This is a genomic window from Pseudomonas sp. efr-133-TYG-5, assembly GCF_030209175.1.
Classification (GTDB): domain Bacteria; phylum Pseudomonadota; class Gammaproteobacteria; order Pseudomonadales; family Pseudomonadaceae; genus Aquipseudomonas.
In genome coordinates, this window is sequence record NZ_JARVSM010000002.1 from 258658 (window position 1) to 274714 (window position 16057).

Consider the following 16057-nt stretch of genomic DNA (forward strand, 5'->3'; position numbering starts at 1 on the left):
TGTGAGAGAGAGCCTGCTCGCGAAGGCATCGGCACGTTCAAGCTCTGCGGGCCTGACCCGGCGCTTTCGCGAGCAGGCTCGCTCCCACAGGGAGAACCGTGCTGGGCGCAACCTAAGTGTTCAGTTCGCCTCGAACGGATACGGCTGCTTCCATTTCTCGAAAATCGGTTTCAGCTCGCCGCTTTTCACCAGTTGCGCCATGCGCTGATCGTACAGCGCCATCAAGGCGCGGGCCTGCGGGGTATCGGCGAAGCCGAGGAACAGCGGCAGCTCCGCCAGGTGCGAGTGGCGGTACTGCGTCGGATCCGCGGCATCCCTCAGCACCGCTTCGATTTCCGTCAGCGCATCGATGTAGTAATCCGCCCGGCCCTGCTTGAGCATCGACAGAATGCCGGTGCGCCGCTCGATCTGATTGTAGCGTTTGATGTTCGGCAGATAGTTTTCATAGCGATAGCCACGCACCCAGGCCAGCCGGTACTTGCCCAGCGTGGCCAGGGTGGGCGGCGGATTGCTGGCCAGGCCGAGGGCATAGATGTGGTCGGAGTCGAAATTCCAGTGCGGGTACAGCACCTGAGCGGCTTCGTCGCGATAGGAGCCGACCAGTGCGTCGACTTCCTTCAACTGCACCAGTCCCACCGAGCGGGTGTACGGCACGCTGCGGATGTCGAGTTTCACCCCGGCCGGCTCGAACACCTTGCGCAGGACGTCCCAGCCCAGGCCGTGGCCGTCGGCGGCGGTGTAGTCTTCCCAGTCTTCGCTGGCCAGGTGAATCACCGACGGTGGCGCATCCTCGGCCAGGACCTGCGCACTGCTCACGACACCGAGCAAGGTCAAAACCAGCACCGCCAACCAGCGTCGAGCCATCCCCAGTCCCTCAGCTACGCCCCGATATCAGGTGAACATCCACACCAGGCCCTGCATGGCCAGCCAGGCGAAGACGCCGGCCAGGACGTCGTCGAGCATGATGCCGACACCGCCGTGCACATGCCGGTCGATCCAGCGGATCGGCCAGGGCTTGAGGATGTCGAAGAAGCGGAACACCAGGAACCCGGCCAGCAACCAGTACCAGCCTTCCGGCACCAGCCACAGGGTGATCCACATCCCGACCATCTCGTCCCAGACGATGCCTTCGTGGTCATGCACGCGCAGATCGTCGGCGACCTTGCCGCACAGCCAGAAGCCGAACAGCATGGTGATGCCGAGCATCAGCCAGTAGCCCCAGTCGGGCAACATCTGCCATAACGGAATAAAGGGTAGCGCAACCAACGAGCCCCAGGTGCCCGGCGCCTTGGGCAGCGTGCCCGAGCCGAAACCGAAGGCGAGGAAATGCCAGGGATTGCGCCAGACAGACGGCGGTACGAATTCGGCCGGAACCTGTTTCGGGTGATCTGTCACGGTGTCTCCTGAAAATGTTGATAGCCGCGGATTTGCGGGGTGATGTCCTGTCCGTCGCGGTCCAGCAGCACCACGCCCTGCCCTTCGGCCACGCGCCCGATCACATGGATCGGCCAGCCGCCGGCCAGCAGCGCCGGCAATTCGACGGCCGGCAGGGTGAAAGCCAGCACGTAATCATCGCCACCGCTCAGCGCCGCACGTTCGGCGCCGCGTTGGCCGAGAAACGCCACCAGTGCATCCGACAACGGTACACGCTCGCGTTCAATTTCCAGGCGCACCCGCGACGCGAGGGCGATATGGCCGCAGTCGGCGAGCAGGCCGTCGGAGATGTCCAGCGCCGCGCTGGCCTTGCCGCGCAGCGCCTGGCCGAGGGCCAGTTGCGGTTGCGGCGACCAGTAATGCTCGAGCAATGGCTGGGCGACCGGCGCGTCGGCGCTGCGCTGACCGAGCACCAGCGGCAAGGCGCCGGCGGCATTTCCCAGCTCGCCGCCGACGCACAACAGATCGCCCGCTCGGGCGCCGCTGCGCATCAGGGCCTGGCCGGCCGGGACACGGCCGAAGACGGTAACGGTCAGGCTCAACGGCCCGCGTGTGGTGTCGCCGCCGACCAGCGCCACACCACAGCCCTGCGCCATGCGGTTCAAACCACCGGCATAGGCTTGCAGCCAATCGGCGGTGACCTTGGGCAGTGTCAGGGCAAGGGTAAAGGCGACGGGCGTGGCGCCCATGGCGGCCAGATCGCTGACCGCCACGGCCAGCGAACGCTGACCGAGCAGATACGGATCGCAGGGGTCGGCGAAATGGACACCGGCCACCAGCGTATCGGTGGAAATCGCCAGCTGCTCCCCCGGGGGAAGCGCCAGCAGGGCGCAATCGTCACCGATCCCCAGGGCAACGCCCTCGCCGCCCTGCGCACAAGGCGCGGCGGCGAAGAAATTGCGGATCAGCTCAAACTCGCCCATTGGGTATCAAGCGCATTTCAGCGCTTGAACGCCTTCACTTCAGCTTCACGCAGACGCGGGGCCAGCTTGTCGAGCACGCCGTTGACGAACTTGTGGCCATCGGTGGAACCGAAGACCTTGGCCAGTTCGATACCTTCGTTGATGACAACGCGGTACGGCACGTCGACGCGCTTGAGCAGCTCCCAGGTGGACAGGCGCAGAACCGCCAGTTCAACCGGGTCCAGCTCTTCGATCGCCAGGTCCAGGCAAGGCTTGAGCGCGGTGTCGATTTCCGTCTTGAACTGCGGAACCCCGTGCAGGATCTCGCGGAAGTAGGCGCCATCGACATCGGTGAAATCGTTATCAACGCGGAACTGCGCTTCGATCTCGTTCAGCGACTGCCGGGCCATGTGCCATTGGTACAGGGCCTGGGTCGCGAGCTGACGGGCTTCGCGGCGCTTGGCGCTTTTCGATGGCTTGCCGGCATCCGCAGGTTTCGGATCGCGCGGGTTGAAACGATCGCTATCGTCGCTAATCACTTGGCCTCCAACTGCGCCAGCAGGCTGACCATTTCCAGAGCGGACAGGGCAGCTTCAGCACCTTTGTTGCCGGCCTTGGTGCCGGAACGTTCGATGGCTTGCTCGATGGAATCGACGGTCAGGACGCCGAACGCGACCGGTACGCCGAACTCCATGGACACCTGGGCCAGGCCCTTGGTGCATTCGCCCGCCACGTATTCGAAGTGCGGAGTGCCGCCACGAATGACCGCGCCGAGGGCGATGATGGCTGCGAACTCGCCTTTCTGGGCGACTTTCTGCGCAACCAGCGGGATTTCGAAGGCGCCAGGTGCGCGGATGATGGTGATGTCGCTTTCGCTCACGCCGTGGCGAACCAGGGCATCAACTGCACCGCTGACCAGGCTTTCAACCACGAAGCTGTTGAAACGGCCCACTACCAGAGCGTAGCGGCCTTTAGGGGCGATGAAGGTACCTTCGATGGTCTTCAGGGTCATTCGTCAGATCTCTTAAAGAGCCGGGACGCGTCTGCTACGCGTCCCTCAGTGATTTATTTGCCGCGAATTCGGGTCCGGAAACAACCGGTCATTATTCGGAGGGCACGTATTCTACAACTTCCAGATCGAAACCGGATATCGCATTGAATTTCATCGGTGCCGACATCAGGCGCATTTTGCGCACGCCGAGGTCGCGCAGGATCTGCGAACCGGCACCGACAATGCTGTAGGTGGTCGGTTTTTTCACCGCGGCCTGATCGGCGGTTTCGCGAATGTGCGCCAGCAGCACGTCACCGTCGAGCGGGTGACCGAGCAGCAGCACCACCCCGCTACCGGCCTCGGCCACCGCTGCCATGGCCGCGCGCAGGCTCCAGCGCCCCGGTTGCTTGACCATCAGCAGGTCGCGCAGCGGATCCATGTTGTGCACGCGCACCAGGGTCGGCTCTTCGGCGCAGACAGTGCCCAGGGTCAGGGCCATGTGCACGTCGCCTTCCACGGAATCACGATAGGTCACCAGGTTGAATTGGCCCAGTTCGCTGTCCAGTGGCTGCTCGGCAATCCGCTGAACGGTACGTTCGTGGATCATCCGGTAGTGGATCAGGTCGGCGATGGTGCCGATCTTGATGTTGTGTTCGGCCGCGAACGCTTCCAGTTCGGCGCGCCGGGACATGGTGCCGTCGTCGTTCATCACTTCGCAGATCACACCGCTCGGCTCGAAACCGGCCATGCGCGCCAGATCGCAAGCGGCTTCCGTGTGGCCGGCACGGGCCAGGGTGCCGCCGGCCTGCGCCATCAGCGGGAAGATGTGGCCCGGGCTGACGATGTCTTCAGCCTTGGCGTCTTTTGCTGCAGCCGCCTGCACGGTGCGCGCACGGTCAGCGGCGGAGATACCGGTGGTCACGCCTTCGGCGGCTTCGATCGATACGGTGAACTTGGTGCCGAAACCGGAGCCATTGCGCGGTGCCATCAGTGGCAGCTTGAGCAGTTCGCAGCGTTCGCGGCTCATCGGCATGCAGATCAGGCCGCGGGCGTGCTTGGCCATGAAGTTGATGTGCTCGGCCTTGCAGCATTCGGCGGCCATGATCAGGTCGCCTTCGTTCTCGCGGTCTTCGTCATCCATGAGGATGACCATCTTGCCTTGGCGGATGTCTTCAACCAGTTCTTCGATGCTATTGAGCGCCACAAGGCACCCCCTTCGGTCAGGATTTGAGATAGCCGTTGGCGGCCAGAAAGCTTTCAGTGATCGTGCCAGCGGATGCAGGCTCTGCGGCCTTGTCACCCATCAACAGGCGCTCCAGATAACGCGCCAGCAGGTCGACCTCCAGGTTCACCCGGCGGCCCGGTTTGTAGGACGCCATGATGGTTTCGCTGAGGGTGTGCGGAATGATCGTCAGGAGGAATTCGGCGCCATCGACCGCGTTCACCGTCAGGCTGGTGCCGTCGACGGTGATCGAGCCTTTGTGGGCGATGTACTTGGCCAATTCCTTCGGCGCGCGAATGCGAAATTCCACGGCGCGGGCGTTATCGCTGCGCGCTACCACTTCGCCGACACCGTCGACGTGACCGCTGACCAGATGCCCGCCGAGACGGGTGGTCGGGGTCAGGGCCTTTTCCAGGTTGACCGGGCTGCCGCTTTTCAGGTCATTCATGGCCGTGCAGTCGAGGGTTTCGCGGCTGACGTCGGCGGCGAAGCCGTCGCCCGGCAGCTCGACGGCGGTCAGGCACACGCCGTTGACCGCGATGCTGTCGCCGAGTTTGACGTCGCTCAGGTCGAGCTTGCCGGTTTCGACATGCACCCGCACGTCACCGCCCTTGGGGGTCAGTGCGCGGATACTGCCGATGGATTCGATGATGCCGGTAAACATGGGGTTCTCCTCGAGAACAAGGCCAGCGCAAATACGATGGCCGGGAATTATACGCTCGCCGAAACGACTGGCGTCGCAGTGACTCGCCAGTCATCGCCAACCGCGCGGATTTCAGTGATTTTCAGCTCAGGCGCGTCCTTCATGTACGCCAGCGGCCAGTCCAGCAGCGGCCGCCCCGTGGAGCCAAGGAACCTGCCGGCCATGAAGATCACGAACTCGTCGACCAGACCGCGCTGGGCAAACGCGCCGGCCAGTCGCGGACCGGCCTCGACCAGCACTTCGTTGACGCCGCGGTTGGCCAGTTCGATGAGCAGTTGGTGCAGGTCGACCTGGCCGTCATCACCCGGCACGATCAGGCATTCCGGGCCATTGGCGTATTGCTCTTCGACCGCCATGCACGTCGCGACCAGCGCCGGTCCGGCCTTGAAGAACGGCGCGTCCAGCGGCACCCGCAGGCGCCCGTCGATCAGCACCCGCAGCGGCGGACGGCTCATGGCCAGTGCGGTCTGTTCGGCATCCAGGCCTAGTTCGTCGGCGCGCACGGTCAGGCGTGCGCCGTCGGCCAGCACGGTGTCGGCGCCGGTCAGCACCACGGCGGCCTGTGCGCGCAGCCGCTGCACTGCGGAACGCGCGGCCGGGCCGGTGATCCACTGGCTCTCGCCGCTTTCCATCGCCGTGCGACCGTCAAGACTCATCGCCAGTTTGACCCGCACGAACGGCAAGCCGTGTTCCATGCGCTTGAGGAAGCCTTGATTGAGTTTGCGCGCCTCGGCTTCGAGCACGCCGCTTTCGCTGGCGATCCCGGCATCCGCCAGCCGCTGCAGACCGCGCCCGGCCACCTGCGGGTTCGGGTCGCGCATCGCCGCCACCACGCGAGCGACCCCGGCATTCACCAGCGCATCGGCACACGGCGGCGTGCGGCCATGGTGGCTGCACGGTTCGAGGGTGACGTAGGCGGTAGCGCCCCGGGCCTGTTCGCCGGCGGCGCGCAGGGCGTGGACTTCGGCGTGCGGTTCGCCGGCGCGCTCGTGCCAGCCTTCGCCGACGATCTGTCCGTCGCGCACGATCACACAGCCGACCCGCGGATTGGGGTGCGTGGTGTAGTGACCCTTGCGCGCCAGCTCCAGGGCACGGGCCATGAAGTGCGCGTCGAGGATGGCCTGCTCGGCGGTGGTGGTCATTCTTTCACCGGCTCGCGGGCGAGACGGTCGATCTCTTCGCGGAACTCGTTGAGGTCCTGGAAGCGCCGATACACCGAAGCGAAACGGATATAGGCGACTTCATCGAGTTTCTGCAGCTCGGCCATCACCAGTTCGCCGACCACGAGGGACTTGACCTCGCGCTCGCCGGTGGCGCGCAGCTTGTGTTTGATGTGAACCAGCGAGGACTCGAGACGCTCGACGCTCACCGGACGTTTTTCCAGGGCGCGCTGCATGCCGGCGCGGAGTTTTTCTTCGTCGAACGGCTGGCGGCTGCCATCGGTTTTGATCAGGCGCGGCAACACCAGTTCGGCCGTCTCGAACGTCGTGAAACGTTCGCCGCAGGCCAGGCATTCACGCCGGCGGCGCACCTGTTCGCCCTCGGCGACCAGACGCGAGTCGATGACCTTGGTGTCGTTGGCACCGCAGAAGGGACAGTGCATGGTGGCTGGCAACAAAAAATGGGAGGGCCATGGTAGCGCATCCCGGTGGCAAGACAAGCCATAGGGTTTGCGGTATACAGACTGGCATGATCGTTTGATCCATGGATTTCATTCTGCCGGAGCCGCCAATGCCTTTACGTCCGCTCGTTTTGCTCAGCCTTTGCACCTTGCTGGTGGCCTGTGGCAGCGACGCGCCCAAGCCCCAGCCGCCGACACCCGGCCCGGCGCCGCAGCAGGCGCAGAAAAAAGCCAGGGAGGCCGCCGACCTCGGCCCGCTGCCGGCCTATCAACGCGAACTGAGCGGCACCCTGCAAGGCGTCCCGGCCGGCGCCGAAGTCGAACTGGCGCTGCTGGTCATCGACGACAAGGATCGCCCGCAGCAATTGCTCGCCAGTTCCAGCCTGATCGGCACCAACCAGGTCCTGCCGTTCCGCCTGCGTTTCAATCCGGAAGCGTTCCCCGCTGGCGCACGGGTCGAGTTGCGCGGTCGTGCCACGCAGTCCGGCCAGCTGATTCTGCACCTGCCGTCGCAAACCATCACCCAGCCAACCACCCAGGCGCTGGGCCAGCTGCAGTTTGTCAAAGCCCCATGACGGCACCGCTCGACCTGCAGCAGGCGTTAGCTGAATTGCTCGGTGACGCGCGGCTCAAGGCCTGCGCGTTGCCGGGCACCGATTTGCAGTTGTGGCTGATCGACGGCGACAACATGGCTCGCGAATTCAGCCCCGACGAAACCCGACGCATCCTCCACGAGCCGCCGTACTGGAGTTTCTGCTGGGCCAGCGGCCTGGCGGTGGCGCGCTACCTGGCGGCGTTTCCGCAGTGGGTGCGCGGCAAACGCGTGCTGGATTTCGGCGCCGGCTCCGGGATTGCCGGGATCGCCGCGGTCAAGGCCGGTGCGCTGGAAGTGGTGGCGTGTGATCTCGATCCGCTGGCGATTGCCGCGTGCCGGGCGAATGCCGCGCTCAATGGCGTGCAGATGAGCTATTCAACAGACTTCTTCGCCGAGCGCGACCGCTTCGATCTGATCCTGGTCGCGGACGTGTTGTACGACCGTGAGAACCTGCCGCTGCTCGATGCCTTTCTCAGCCGGGGGCGCGAGGCGCTGGTGGCGGATTCACGGGTGCGGGATTTCCGCCATCCGCTGTACGAGCGCATCGAAATGCTCGAGGCGATGACCTTGCCGGATCTGGCGGAACCGGAAGAGTTTCGGCATGTGAGCCTGTATCACGCACGGCGTAACTGAAATGGTTGAAAGATCGCAGCCTTCGGCAGCTACTGCAGTGGCCGAGTCGAACCGAGGTTTTGCGCACAACACAGCCCCCCCCCGTGGGAGCGGGCTTGCCCGCGAAGGCGTCCTGTCAGGCAACATGTCTCTAAACTTGCCCGCGCTTCCGGCCACCCCCCGCCAAGCCGTATAGTTGCCCCATCCACGCTTCTACGAGATCCCCCATGAGTCAGCAAACGCCGTACATCTTCGACGCCACGACTGCCGATTTCGACCAGTCGGTGATCGAGGCTTCCTTCAGCAAACCGGTACTGGTGGATTTCTGGGCCGAATGGTGTGCGCCGTGCAAGGCGCTGATGCCGATGCTGCAAGGCATCGCCGAGAGCTATCAGGGCCAGTTGCTGCTGGCCAAGGTCAATTGCGACATCGAGCAGGACATCGTCGCCCGCTTCGGCATCCGCAGCCTGCCGACCGTGGTGCTGTTCAAGGACGGCCAGCCGGTGGACGGCTTCGCCGGGGCGCAACCGGAGTCGGCAGTGCGCGCGCTGCTCGAACCGCATGTGCAGATGCCGCCACCGGCCGCTGCCGATCCCTTCGAACAGGCCCAGGCACTGTTCGACGAGGGACGTTTCGCCGATGCCGAAGCGGCGCTGGTGGTGCTGCTCGGTGAAGACAACACGAATGCCAAGGCGCTGATCCTGTATGCCCGCTGCCTGACCGAACGCGGTGAGCTGGGCGAAGCGCAGACTGTGCTCGACGCGGTCAAGAGCGACGAACACAAGGCTGCACTGGCCGGGGCCAAGGCGCAGATCCAGTTCCTCGGCCTGGCCCGCGACCTGCCGGACGCCGCCGACCTGAAAGCCCGCCTGGCGAAAAACCCGCAGGACGATGAAGCGGTGTATCAACTGGCAATCCAGCAACTGGCGCGCCAGCAGTACGAGGCGGCGCTGGACGCCTTGCTCAAGCTGTTCATCCGCAACCGCAGCTACGGCGAGGGCCTGCCGCACAAGACCCTGCTGCAAGTGTTCGAGTTGCTGGGCAACGATCATCCGCTGGTGACCGCTTACCGCCGTAAAGTGTTTGCGGCGCTGTACTAAGCGCTTACTCGATCCAGCTGTAGAGCGGCGTATCCCCGCCGCTCGCCACTTTCACCTGTGAACTGTGGCGCAACCGCACCAGCAACCGCTTGCCCGCCGCCGCACTGCCCGTCAGTCCCTCTAGCTGCTCCAGCAGATCCGGTCCGCTGAGTTGCCCGGCCTTGCGCAACAGATCCTGGGCCACCTGCCACACCGCATCGTCCTGGCTCTGCGGTTTCGCCGCCGGCGTCAGCGATGCCGCTGCAGGCTGATCAGCCAACGACTGCGCCCCCAGGGCAGCGCCGAGCTTCGCCCAATCGCTGTCATCCAGCTCCACCGTCAAATCCACCGGCGTCGCGCCGACCGTTCCGCGTATCCGCAACATCGAGTTCACTCCCGCACATTTCTGACCTGCATGCTCCCATGGGACTTGTGCAACGCCAAGCGCACGGGCAAACTCTGCGCACTTTCGTTATAAGATTACATAACAAACTCTTCACTTTACTTCCCGGAGACCGTCATGCGTCGTCTGCTCCTCGCTTTGCCATTTGCCCTGTTGCCGCTGGCCCTCGTCCATGCCGCCGATGAGCACGACCATGACCATGAGCACGGCAGCCTCGGCGCGCACGAGCATGGCGTCGGGCGTCTGAATGCCGCCCTCGACGGCCAGACCCTGGAACTTGAGCTGGAAAGCCCGGCGATGAACCTGGTCGGTTTCGAGCACGCCGCCACCAGCGACGCCGACAAGGCCAAGGTTGCCGCCGCCCGCGCGCAACTGGAGAAGCCACTGGCGCTGTTCAGCCTGCCGAGCGCTGCCGCTTGCAAAGTGGTCAGCCAGGAACTGGAAAGCCCGCTGTTCGGTGACAAACCGGAGGCCGACGACCATGACGACGATGAAGCGGACAAGGACGGTCATGAACACCACCACGACCACAGTGAAATCCACGCCCATTACCAGATCAGCTGCGCGGCGCCGGGCGCGCTGCAGACACTGAATCTGGCGAACATTTTCAATACCTTCCCGGCCACGCAGAAAATTCAGGTACAACTGATCGGCCCGAGTGGCCAGCAAGGCAGCGAAGTGACTTCCAAGGCTGCGGCCCTGAAATTCTGATAACACCGAGCATCCCCTGTGGGAGCGAGTCTGCTCGCGAATGCATTCGAACAGTCACCATCGATTTCGACTGATCCAGCGCTTTCGCGAGCAGGCTCGCTCCCACAAGGGTTCAGTGTCCAACCACGAAACCGGCGCCATGACCCAAGCACTCATCGAACTGTCCGACCTCGGCTTCAACTGGCCCGGTCACCCGCCGCTGCTGGATATCCCGGCGTTTCGCCTGGAACCGGGAGAAACCCTGTTCCTCAAGGGCCCCAGCGGCAGCGGCAAGACCACCCTGCTCGGCCTGCTCGGCGGCGTGCAGAAGCCCGGACGCGGCAGCATTCGCCTGCTCGGCCAGGAACTGAGCGAACTCGGCGCCGGCGCCCGTGACCGCTTTCGCGTCGATCACACCGGCTACATCTTCCAGCAGTTCAACCTGCTGCCGTTTCTCTCGGTGCGCGAGAACGTCGAGTTGCCGTGCCACTTCTCCAGGCTGCGTGCAGAGCGCGCGAAACAACGTCACGGCAGCGTCGATCAGGCCGCGGCGACTCTGCTCGCCCACCTCGGCCTGAAGGATGAAAACATGCTCGGCCGTCGCGCCGATTCGCTGTCGATCGGTCAGCAGCAACGGGTTGCCGCCGCGCGCGCGTTGATCGGCCAACCGGAACTGGTGATCGCCGACGAACCGACCTCGGCGCTGGATTACGACGCCCGGGAAAATTTCATTCGCCTGTTGTTCGCCGAATGCCGCGAGGCCGGTTCCAGCCTGTTGTTCGTCAGCCACGACCAGAGCCTGGCGCCACTGTTCGACCGTCACCTGTCCCTGGCCGAGCTGAATCGCGCCGCCACGTCTGCCGAGGTCTGAGATGTATCTGCTCCGTCTGGCCATGGCCAGCCTGGCCAACCGCCGCTTCACCGCCCTGCTCACCGCATTCGCGATTGCCCTGTCCGTGTGCCTGTTGCTCGCCGTCGAGCGCGTGCGCACCGAGGCCAAGGCCAGTTTCGCCAGCACCATCAGCGGCACCGACCTGATCGTCGGCGCCCGTTCGGGCTCGGTGAACCTGTTGCTGTACTCGGTGTTCCGCATCGGCAACGCCACCAACAATATCCGCTGGGACAGCTTCGAACACTTCGCCAGCAACCCGAAGGTGAAGTGGGCGATTCCGATGTCCCTCGGCGATTCGCATCGCGGTTACCGGGTGATGGGCACCACCCAAGCGTATTTCGAGCATTACCAGTACGGTCGGCAGCAACACCTGGAACTGGCCGATGGCCGCGCCTTCGCCAGCGATCCGTTCGAAGTGGTGCTCGGTGCCGAAGTGGCCGAAGCGTTGCACTACAAGCTCGGTGACCAACTGGTGCTGGCCCATGGCGTGGCGGCGATCAGCCTGGTCAAGCACGACGACAAACCGTTCACGGTGGTGGGTATTCTCAAGCGCACCGGCACGCCGGTCGACCGCACATTGCACATCAGCCTCGGCGGCATGGAGGCGATTCACATCGACTGGCACAACGGCGTACCGGCGCGGGGCAATGGCCGCATCAGCGCCGACCAGGCGCGCAACATGGACCTGACGCCGCAAGCGATCACCGCCTTCATGCTCGGCCTCAACAGCAAGATTTCTACGTTCGCCCTGCAACGCGAGATCAACGAATTCCGTGGCGAGCCGATGCTGGCGATCCTCCCGGGCGTGGCCCTGCAGGAACTGTGGAGCCTGATGAGCACTGCCGAAAAAGCCCTGTTCGTGGTGTCGCTGTTCGTGGTGCTGACCGGGTTGATCGGCATGCTCACGGCGATTCTCACCAGCCTCAACGAGCGGCGGCGGGAGATGGCGATCCTGCGTTCGGTCGGGGCGCGGCCGTGGCACATCGCGAGCCTGCTGGTGCTGGAGGCCTTTGCCCTGGCGTTGACCGGCGTGATCGCAGGATTAGCCTTGCTGTACCTCGGTATCGCCGCGGCCCAGGGTTATGTGCAGGCCAATTACGGTCTGTATCTGCCGCTGGCGTGGCCCAGCGAGTATGAATGGACGCTGCTCGGTGGCATTCTGGCGGCCGCGCTGCTGATGGGCAGCGTGCCGGCCTGGCGCGCGTATCGCCAATCCCTGGCCGATGGCCTGTCGATCCGTCTATGAGGATGTTCACCATGCCCCGCGCCGTGCTCGCGCTGTTGTTGCTGGTCGCCCTGCCCGTGTGGGCCGCGACGCCGAAAGACCTGACCTGGTCGGAGATGATCCCGCCCGACGCCGCACCGGAAGTGCCGAACATGACGCCGCTGCATGACCTGTCGAAAATGGGTGATGCGTTGTCCGCCGAATCGGCACCCGCGGCGAAACAGGACATGCCCAACGCGCCGGTGGTGCAGAGTCTCGACGGCCAGAACATCCGCCTGCCGGGCTACATCGTGCCGCTGGAAGTCAACGAAGCGGGGCGCACCACCGACTTCCTGCTGGTGCCGTACTTCGGCGCCTGCATCCACGTCCCGCCACCGCCGTCGAACCAGATCGTGCACGTGAAAAGCGAACTGGGGGTCAAGCTCGATGAGCTGTACCAGCCGTACTGGGTCGAGGGACCGTTGCAGGTCAAACCTTCCAGCAGCGAACTGGCCGACGCTGGTTATCAGATGGATGCGGACAAGATTTATGTGTATGAGCTGCCGGAGTAACTCCGACAATTCTGTGTTGTTTTCCATGGCCCCATCGCTGGCAAGCCAGCTCCCACAGTGATCGAGTCGTTCAGCAGTGTTGTGATTACCAACGAAACCTGTGGGAGCTGGCTTGCCAGCGAAGGGGTCGGCCAAGGTTCCACAAACAACCACCCCTTCACTGTTTCATTGAGCTGAGTCAAAAGACCGTATCAGACGGATTCGTACCATAGGACATCAAACATTTTTAACGTCCTTTGGGAGCTTCCATGAACAAGTCCTTGCTCAGCGCCTCGCTGCTGGCCCTCGCGCTCGCAGCCCCGCTCGCCCACGCCCACGAAGCCGGCGACATCATCGTTCGCGCCGGCGCGATCACCGTCAACCCGAAGGCCGACAGCTCCAGCGTCAAGGTCGACCAGGGTCCGTTGAGCGGCACCAATCTGGGCGGCAAGGCGACCATGAGCAGCGACACCCAACTGGGCCTGAACTTCGCCTACATGCTGACCAACAACATCGGGATCGAGTTGCTGGCGGCCTCGCCGTTCGAGCATGACGTGAAGATCAAGGGCACCGCCCTGCCGGCTGCCAACGGCAAACTCGGCACCCTGAAACACCTGCCGCCGACCCTCAGCGTCGTCTACTACCCGCTCGACGCCAAGTCGCCGTTCCAGCCGTACATCGGCGGCGGCATCAACTACACCTGGATCTACGACGAGCACGTCGGCAGCGAAGCGCAGTCCAACGGCTTCAGCAATTTCAAGGCGAAAAACTCCTGGGGCCTGGCCTGGCAGGTCGGCGCCGACTACATGCTGACCGACAACATCATGCTCAACGCCCAGGTGCGCTACATCGACATCGACACCCGCGCCACCGTCGAGAACAACGCCGTGGCACCGGGCACCCGCGCCAAGGTGAATGTCGATGTCGATCCGTTTGTGTACATGGTCGGCCTGGGCTACAAGTTCTGAGAACGTTCACGTGGTGGTGAATGAGGCTGGGTGGCGGGCAGGCTGAAACTGACGGCGATTGCATTGCGCAGCGCACGGGGACAATGTTCCCCGCCACAGAAATTTCGCCAGTTGCAGGGTGAATTTCGGCCGTGAAAAAGGCGCCTGTCAAAGGGCGCCTTTTTCATGCTTGCTCGAAACAGGTTGTGTGCTTGCGGTCGCTCCCCTCACCCTTTGAGCGGCCCCGACTTTTCGGCAGGGTCAGGGTGAGGGAGCCTTTCAGCCGCGCCCCAACAGCCGGCTCAAGCCAACGCTCATCGGCGTCTGCGCCGGCAGCGCAAAGCGCTCGAGCAGGCGCCGGTTGTTGGCCCGCGAATGGCGGATATCACCGGAACGCGCCGGACCGTAGCTGACCGGCGGCAGCTGGCCAACGACCTGTTCCAGCACGGCCAGCATCTGCTTGAGATTGGTCGCCTGGTTCCAGCCGACATTCACCGCGCCGACCGCCACTTGCGGTGCTTCCAGCGCCTGCACCAGCACGTCGACCAGATCCTCGACATAGAGGAAATCCCGCGTCTGTTCGCCATCGCCGAACACGGTGATCGGCAAGCCTTTCTGCGCTCGCTCGCTGAAAATGCTGATGACCCCGGAGTACGGCGAGGACGGATCCTGGCGCGGCCCGAAGATATTGAAGAAACGGAAGATCACCGGCTCCAGACCATGCTGGCGGCGGTAGAAATCGAAGTAGTGCTCGCCGGCCAGTTTGTCCGCGGCATACGGGGTCAGCGGGGCTTTGGGCGTGTCTTCGTCGATCGACTCACCCTCGCCGTTGTTGCCGTAGACCGCCGCGCTGGAGGCGAACAGCACCCGCTTCACGCCCGCCTCGCGCATGGCTTCGCAGACGTTGAGGGTGCCGATGAAATTGCTCTGGTGGGTCTTCACAGGATCATCCACCGAGGCCTGCACCGAAGCCACGGCGGCCAGGTGGGCGACCGCGCTGCAGCCGTGCATCGCGCGGCTGACCAGCGCAGCGTCGGCGACATCGCCGACCACCAGTTCGACCTTGGGATTGGCCAGCGGCAGATTGCTGCGCTTGCCGGTCGACAGGTCATCGAGAATGCGCACCGAATGGCTCTTGGCGAGCAAGGCGTCGGTCAGGTGCGAGCCGATGAAACCGGCGCCGCCGGTGATGAGAACGGGGCCTTCAGCCATGACGGTAAAACCTGTCCAGTAAGCCCGGGAGCGCGGCACGCCAGGCGCGCGGCTTGATCCCGAAGGTGTGGAGAATTTTCTTGCAGGCGAGCACCGCATGCTGCGGCTCTTCGGCGGCATCCGGACGCGCGGCGTGGGCCTGCGCGGTCGGTTCGTCGATGGCCAGCGGATGCAGGCTGCGTGCTTCGGTGAGAATTGCCTGGCCCAGCGCCAGTGGCGTGGTCGCCTCGTGGCCGGCGTAGTGATAAGTGCCCCACAGCGGCGCCGCGCAATCGAGTTGCTTGAGCACCGAAATGATCACCCGCGCAGCGTCGTCGACCGGCGTCGGATTGCCTCGACGGTCATCGGCCAGAAGCAATTGATCCGGTTGCTCGGCACGGGCGAGGAAACGCCCGAGGGTGCCGTCCGGGCTGTCGTCGAGCAGCCAGCCGAAGCGCAGCAGCACATGTTGCGGGCAGGTCGCGCGCACGCTCTGCTCGATCCGCCACAGCGCCTGACCGCGCAGCCCCAGCGGCACCGGCTCGTCTTTCTCGCTGTAGGCGGTGGCGCGCGAGCCGTCGAACACCCGATAGCTGGAAGGCTGGACAAGGATGATGTTGTGGTGCTGGCACAGCTCGGCCAGACGCTCGATGGCGCGTTCCTGCCCGGCGAGACGGGTTTCGCTGACAGTCTCGGCCTGGAACCAGTCGAAATAGTAGGCAAGGTTGATCAACGCATCGGGACGCGTGTCGTCGAGCAGTTGTGTCAGGCTCGCGGCATCCCAGCCGTCTTCTGGCGGGCGGGGGGCGAGGAAGCCGATGTCTTCCTCCGCACCGAGGCGAATCAGCGCCTGCCCAAGGGCATTTCCGCCGCCCAGTAACATAAGGCGCATTCGCATAGAGTCAGCAGGCCCAGTCTGATTGGAACGATGGCTTTGGCGACGGCACCTGGGGCGCCGTCGTCGATAATTGCCGGAATCGTTGCATTTTGCGGGTTTAGTGCGCAACCGTCACCCGTAAA

20 protein-coding genes are annotated in these 16057 nt (G+C 64.1%); 8 read left to right on the forward strand and 12 right to left on the reverse strand.

Annotated features, from left to right (window positions below):
• Positions 1-120: 120 nt before the first annotated feature.
• The 9 genes from QRN70_RS13385 to nrdR form a co-directional block, all read right to left on the reverse strand.
• On the reverse strand, positions 121-864 hold the full coding sequence (locus tag QRN70_RS13385) for a substrate-binding periplasmic protein (protein ID WP_285418475.1): 744 nt from the start codon (positions 862-864) through the stop codon (positions 121-123).
• Positions 865-891: 27 nt separating this feature from the next.
• Positions 892-1395: a phosphatidylglycerophosphatase A family protein gene (locus tag QRN70_RS13390; protein WP_285418477.1), complete on the reverse strand. Its 504-nt coding sequence runs from the start codon at positions 1393-1395 to the stop codon at positions 892-894.
• Positions 1392-2357, reverse strand: a complete 966-nt coding sequence (gene thiL / locus QRN70_RS13395) for a thiamine-phosphate kinase (protein ID WP_285418479.1) — start codon at positions 2355-2357, stop codon at positions 1392-1394. Before thiL ends, QRN70_RS13390 begins: the two co-directional genes overlap by 4 nt.
• Before the next feature lie 17 nt (positions 2358-2374).
• Complete coding sequence (gene nusB, locus QRN70_RS13400) at positions 2375-2875, reverse strand: transcription antitermination factor NusB (RefSeq protein ID WP_285418481.1); 501 nt, start codon at positions 2873-2875, stop codon at positions 2375-2377.
• On the reverse strand, positions 2872-3348 hold the full coding sequence (gene ribH, locus QRN70_RS13405) for a 6,7-dimethyl-8-ribityllumazine synthase (protein WP_003228649.1): 477 nt from the start codon (positions 3346-3348) through the stop codon (positions 2872-2874). The genes nusB and ribH overlap by 4 nt, the downstream gene beginning before the upstream one ends.
• 91 nt (positions 3349-3439) lie before the next feature.
• A complete protein-coding gene (gene ribBA, locus QRN70_RS13410) occupies positions 3440-4531 on the reverse strand; it encodes a bifunctional 3,4-dihydroxy-2-butanone-4-phosphate synthase/GTP cyclohydrolase II (protein WP_007966103.1) in 1092 nt (363 codons plus the stop codon).
• A 16-nt stretch (positions 4532-4547) separates the two neighbouring features.
• Complete coding sequence (locus tag QRN70_RS13415) at positions 4548-5213, reverse strand: riboflavin synthase (protein ID WP_285418483.1); 666 nt, start codon at positions 5211-5213, stop codon at positions 4548-4550.
• A 47-nt stretch (positions 5214-5260) separates the two neighbouring features.
• The gene (ribD, locus tag QRN70_RS13420; RefSeq protein WP_285418485.1) at positions 5261-6394 is read right to left on the reverse strand and encodes a bifunctional diaminohydroxyphosphoribosylaminopyrimidine deaminase/5-amino-6-(5-phosphoribosylamino)uracil reductase RibD; all 1134 of its coding nucleotides are present in this window, start codon (positions 6392-6394) and stop codon (positions 5261-5263) included.
• Positions 6391-6855, reverse strand: a complete 465-nt coding sequence (gene nrdR, locus QRN70_RS13425; protein WP_003228656.1) for a transcriptional regulator NrdR — start codon at positions 6853-6855, stop codon at positions 6391-6393. Before nrdR ends, ribD begins: the two co-directional genes overlap by 4 nt.
• A gap of 128 nt (positions 6856-6983) precedes the next feature.
• Between nrdR and QRN70_RS13430 the strand changes: the two genes are divergently transcribed.
• From QRN70_RS13430 to trxA, 3 genes are all read left to right on the forward strand, one after another.
• Positions 6984-7448, forward strand: coding sequence for a YbaY family lipoprotein (locus QRN70_RS13430; RefSeq protein WP_285418487.1), 465 nt, complete (start codon positions 6984-6986; stop codon positions 7446-7448).
• Complete coding sequence (locus QRN70_RS13435) at positions 7445-8101, forward strand: class I SAM-dependent methyltransferase (RefSeq protein WP_285418489.1); 657 nt, start codon at positions 7445-7447, stop codon at positions 8099-8101. Before QRN70_RS13430 ends, QRN70_RS13435 begins: the two co-directional genes overlap by 4 nt.
• A gap of 206 nt (positions 8102-8307) precedes the next feature.
• Positions 8308-9180, forward strand: coding sequence for a thioredoxin (gene trxA, locus QRN70_RS13440; RefSeq protein WP_285418491.1), 873 nt, complete (start codon positions 8308-8310; stop codon positions 9178-9180).
• A gap of 4 nt (positions 9181-9184) precedes the next feature.
• On the opposite strand, the gene QRN70_RS13445 is transcribed toward trxA, so the two are convergent.
• The gene (locus tag QRN70_RS13445; RefSeq protein WP_285418493.1) at positions 9185-9544 is read right to left on the reverse strand and encodes a hypothetical protein; all 360 of its coding nucleotides are present in this window, start codon (positions 9542-9544) and stop codon (positions 9185-9187) included.
• 135 nt (positions 9545-9679) lie between these two features.
• On the opposite strand from QRN70_RS13445, the gene QRN70_RS13450 reads away from it, so the two are divergent.
• The 5 genes from QRN70_RS13450 to QRN70_RS13470 all read left to right on the forward strand — a co-directional run bounded on the left by QRN70_RS13450 (position 9680) and on the right by QRN70_RS13470 (position 13867).
• A complete protein-coding gene (locus QRN70_RS13450; protein WP_285418495.1) occupies positions 9680-10273 on the forward strand; it encodes a DUF2796 domain-containing protein in 594 nt (197 codons plus the stop codon).
• A 139-nt stretch (positions 10274-10412) separates the two neighbouring features.
• Positions 10413-11123 (forward strand): ABC transporter ATP-binding protein, encoded by a 711-nt coding sequence (locus tag QRN70_RS13455; protein ID WP_285418497.1) that lies wholly within the window; start codon positions 10413-10415, stop codon positions 11121-11123.
• 1 nt (position 11124) lies between these two features.
• Complete coding sequence (locus QRN70_RS13460) at positions 11125-12390, forward strand: ABC transporter permease (protein ID WP_285418499.1); 1266 nt, start codon at positions 11125-11127, stop codon at positions 12388-12390.
• Positions 12391-12401: 11 nt separating this feature from the next.
• The gene (locus tag QRN70_RS13465; RefSeq protein WP_285418501.1) at positions 12402-12920 is read left to right on the forward strand and encodes a DUF3299 domain-containing protein; all 519 of its coding nucleotides are present in this window, start codon (positions 12402-12404) and stop codon (positions 12918-12920) included.
• A gap of 248 nt (positions 12921-13168) precedes the next feature.
• Positions 13169-13867, forward strand: coding sequence for an OmpW/AlkL family protein (locus QRN70_RS13470; RefSeq protein ID WP_285418503.1), 699 nt, complete (start codon positions 13169-13171; stop codon positions 13865-13867).
• Between the two features lie 258 nt (positions 13868-14125).
• On the opposite strand, the gene pgnE is transcribed toward QRN70_RS13470, so the two are convergent.
• Complete coding sequence (gene pgnE / locus QRN70_RS13475; RefSeq protein WP_285418506.1) at positions 14126-15058, reverse strand: UDP-N-acetylglucosamine epimerase PgnE; 933 nt, start codon at positions 15056-15058, stop codon at positions 14126-14128.
• Positions 15051-15935, reverse strand: a complete 885-nt coding sequence (locus QRN70_RS13480; protein ID WP_285418508.1) for a sugar nucleotide-binding protein — start codon at positions 15933-15935, stop codon at positions 15051-15053. The genes pgnE and QRN70_RS13480 overlap by 8 nt, the downstream gene beginning before the upstream one ends.
• Between the last annotated feature and the right edge of the window lie 122 nt (positions 15936-16057).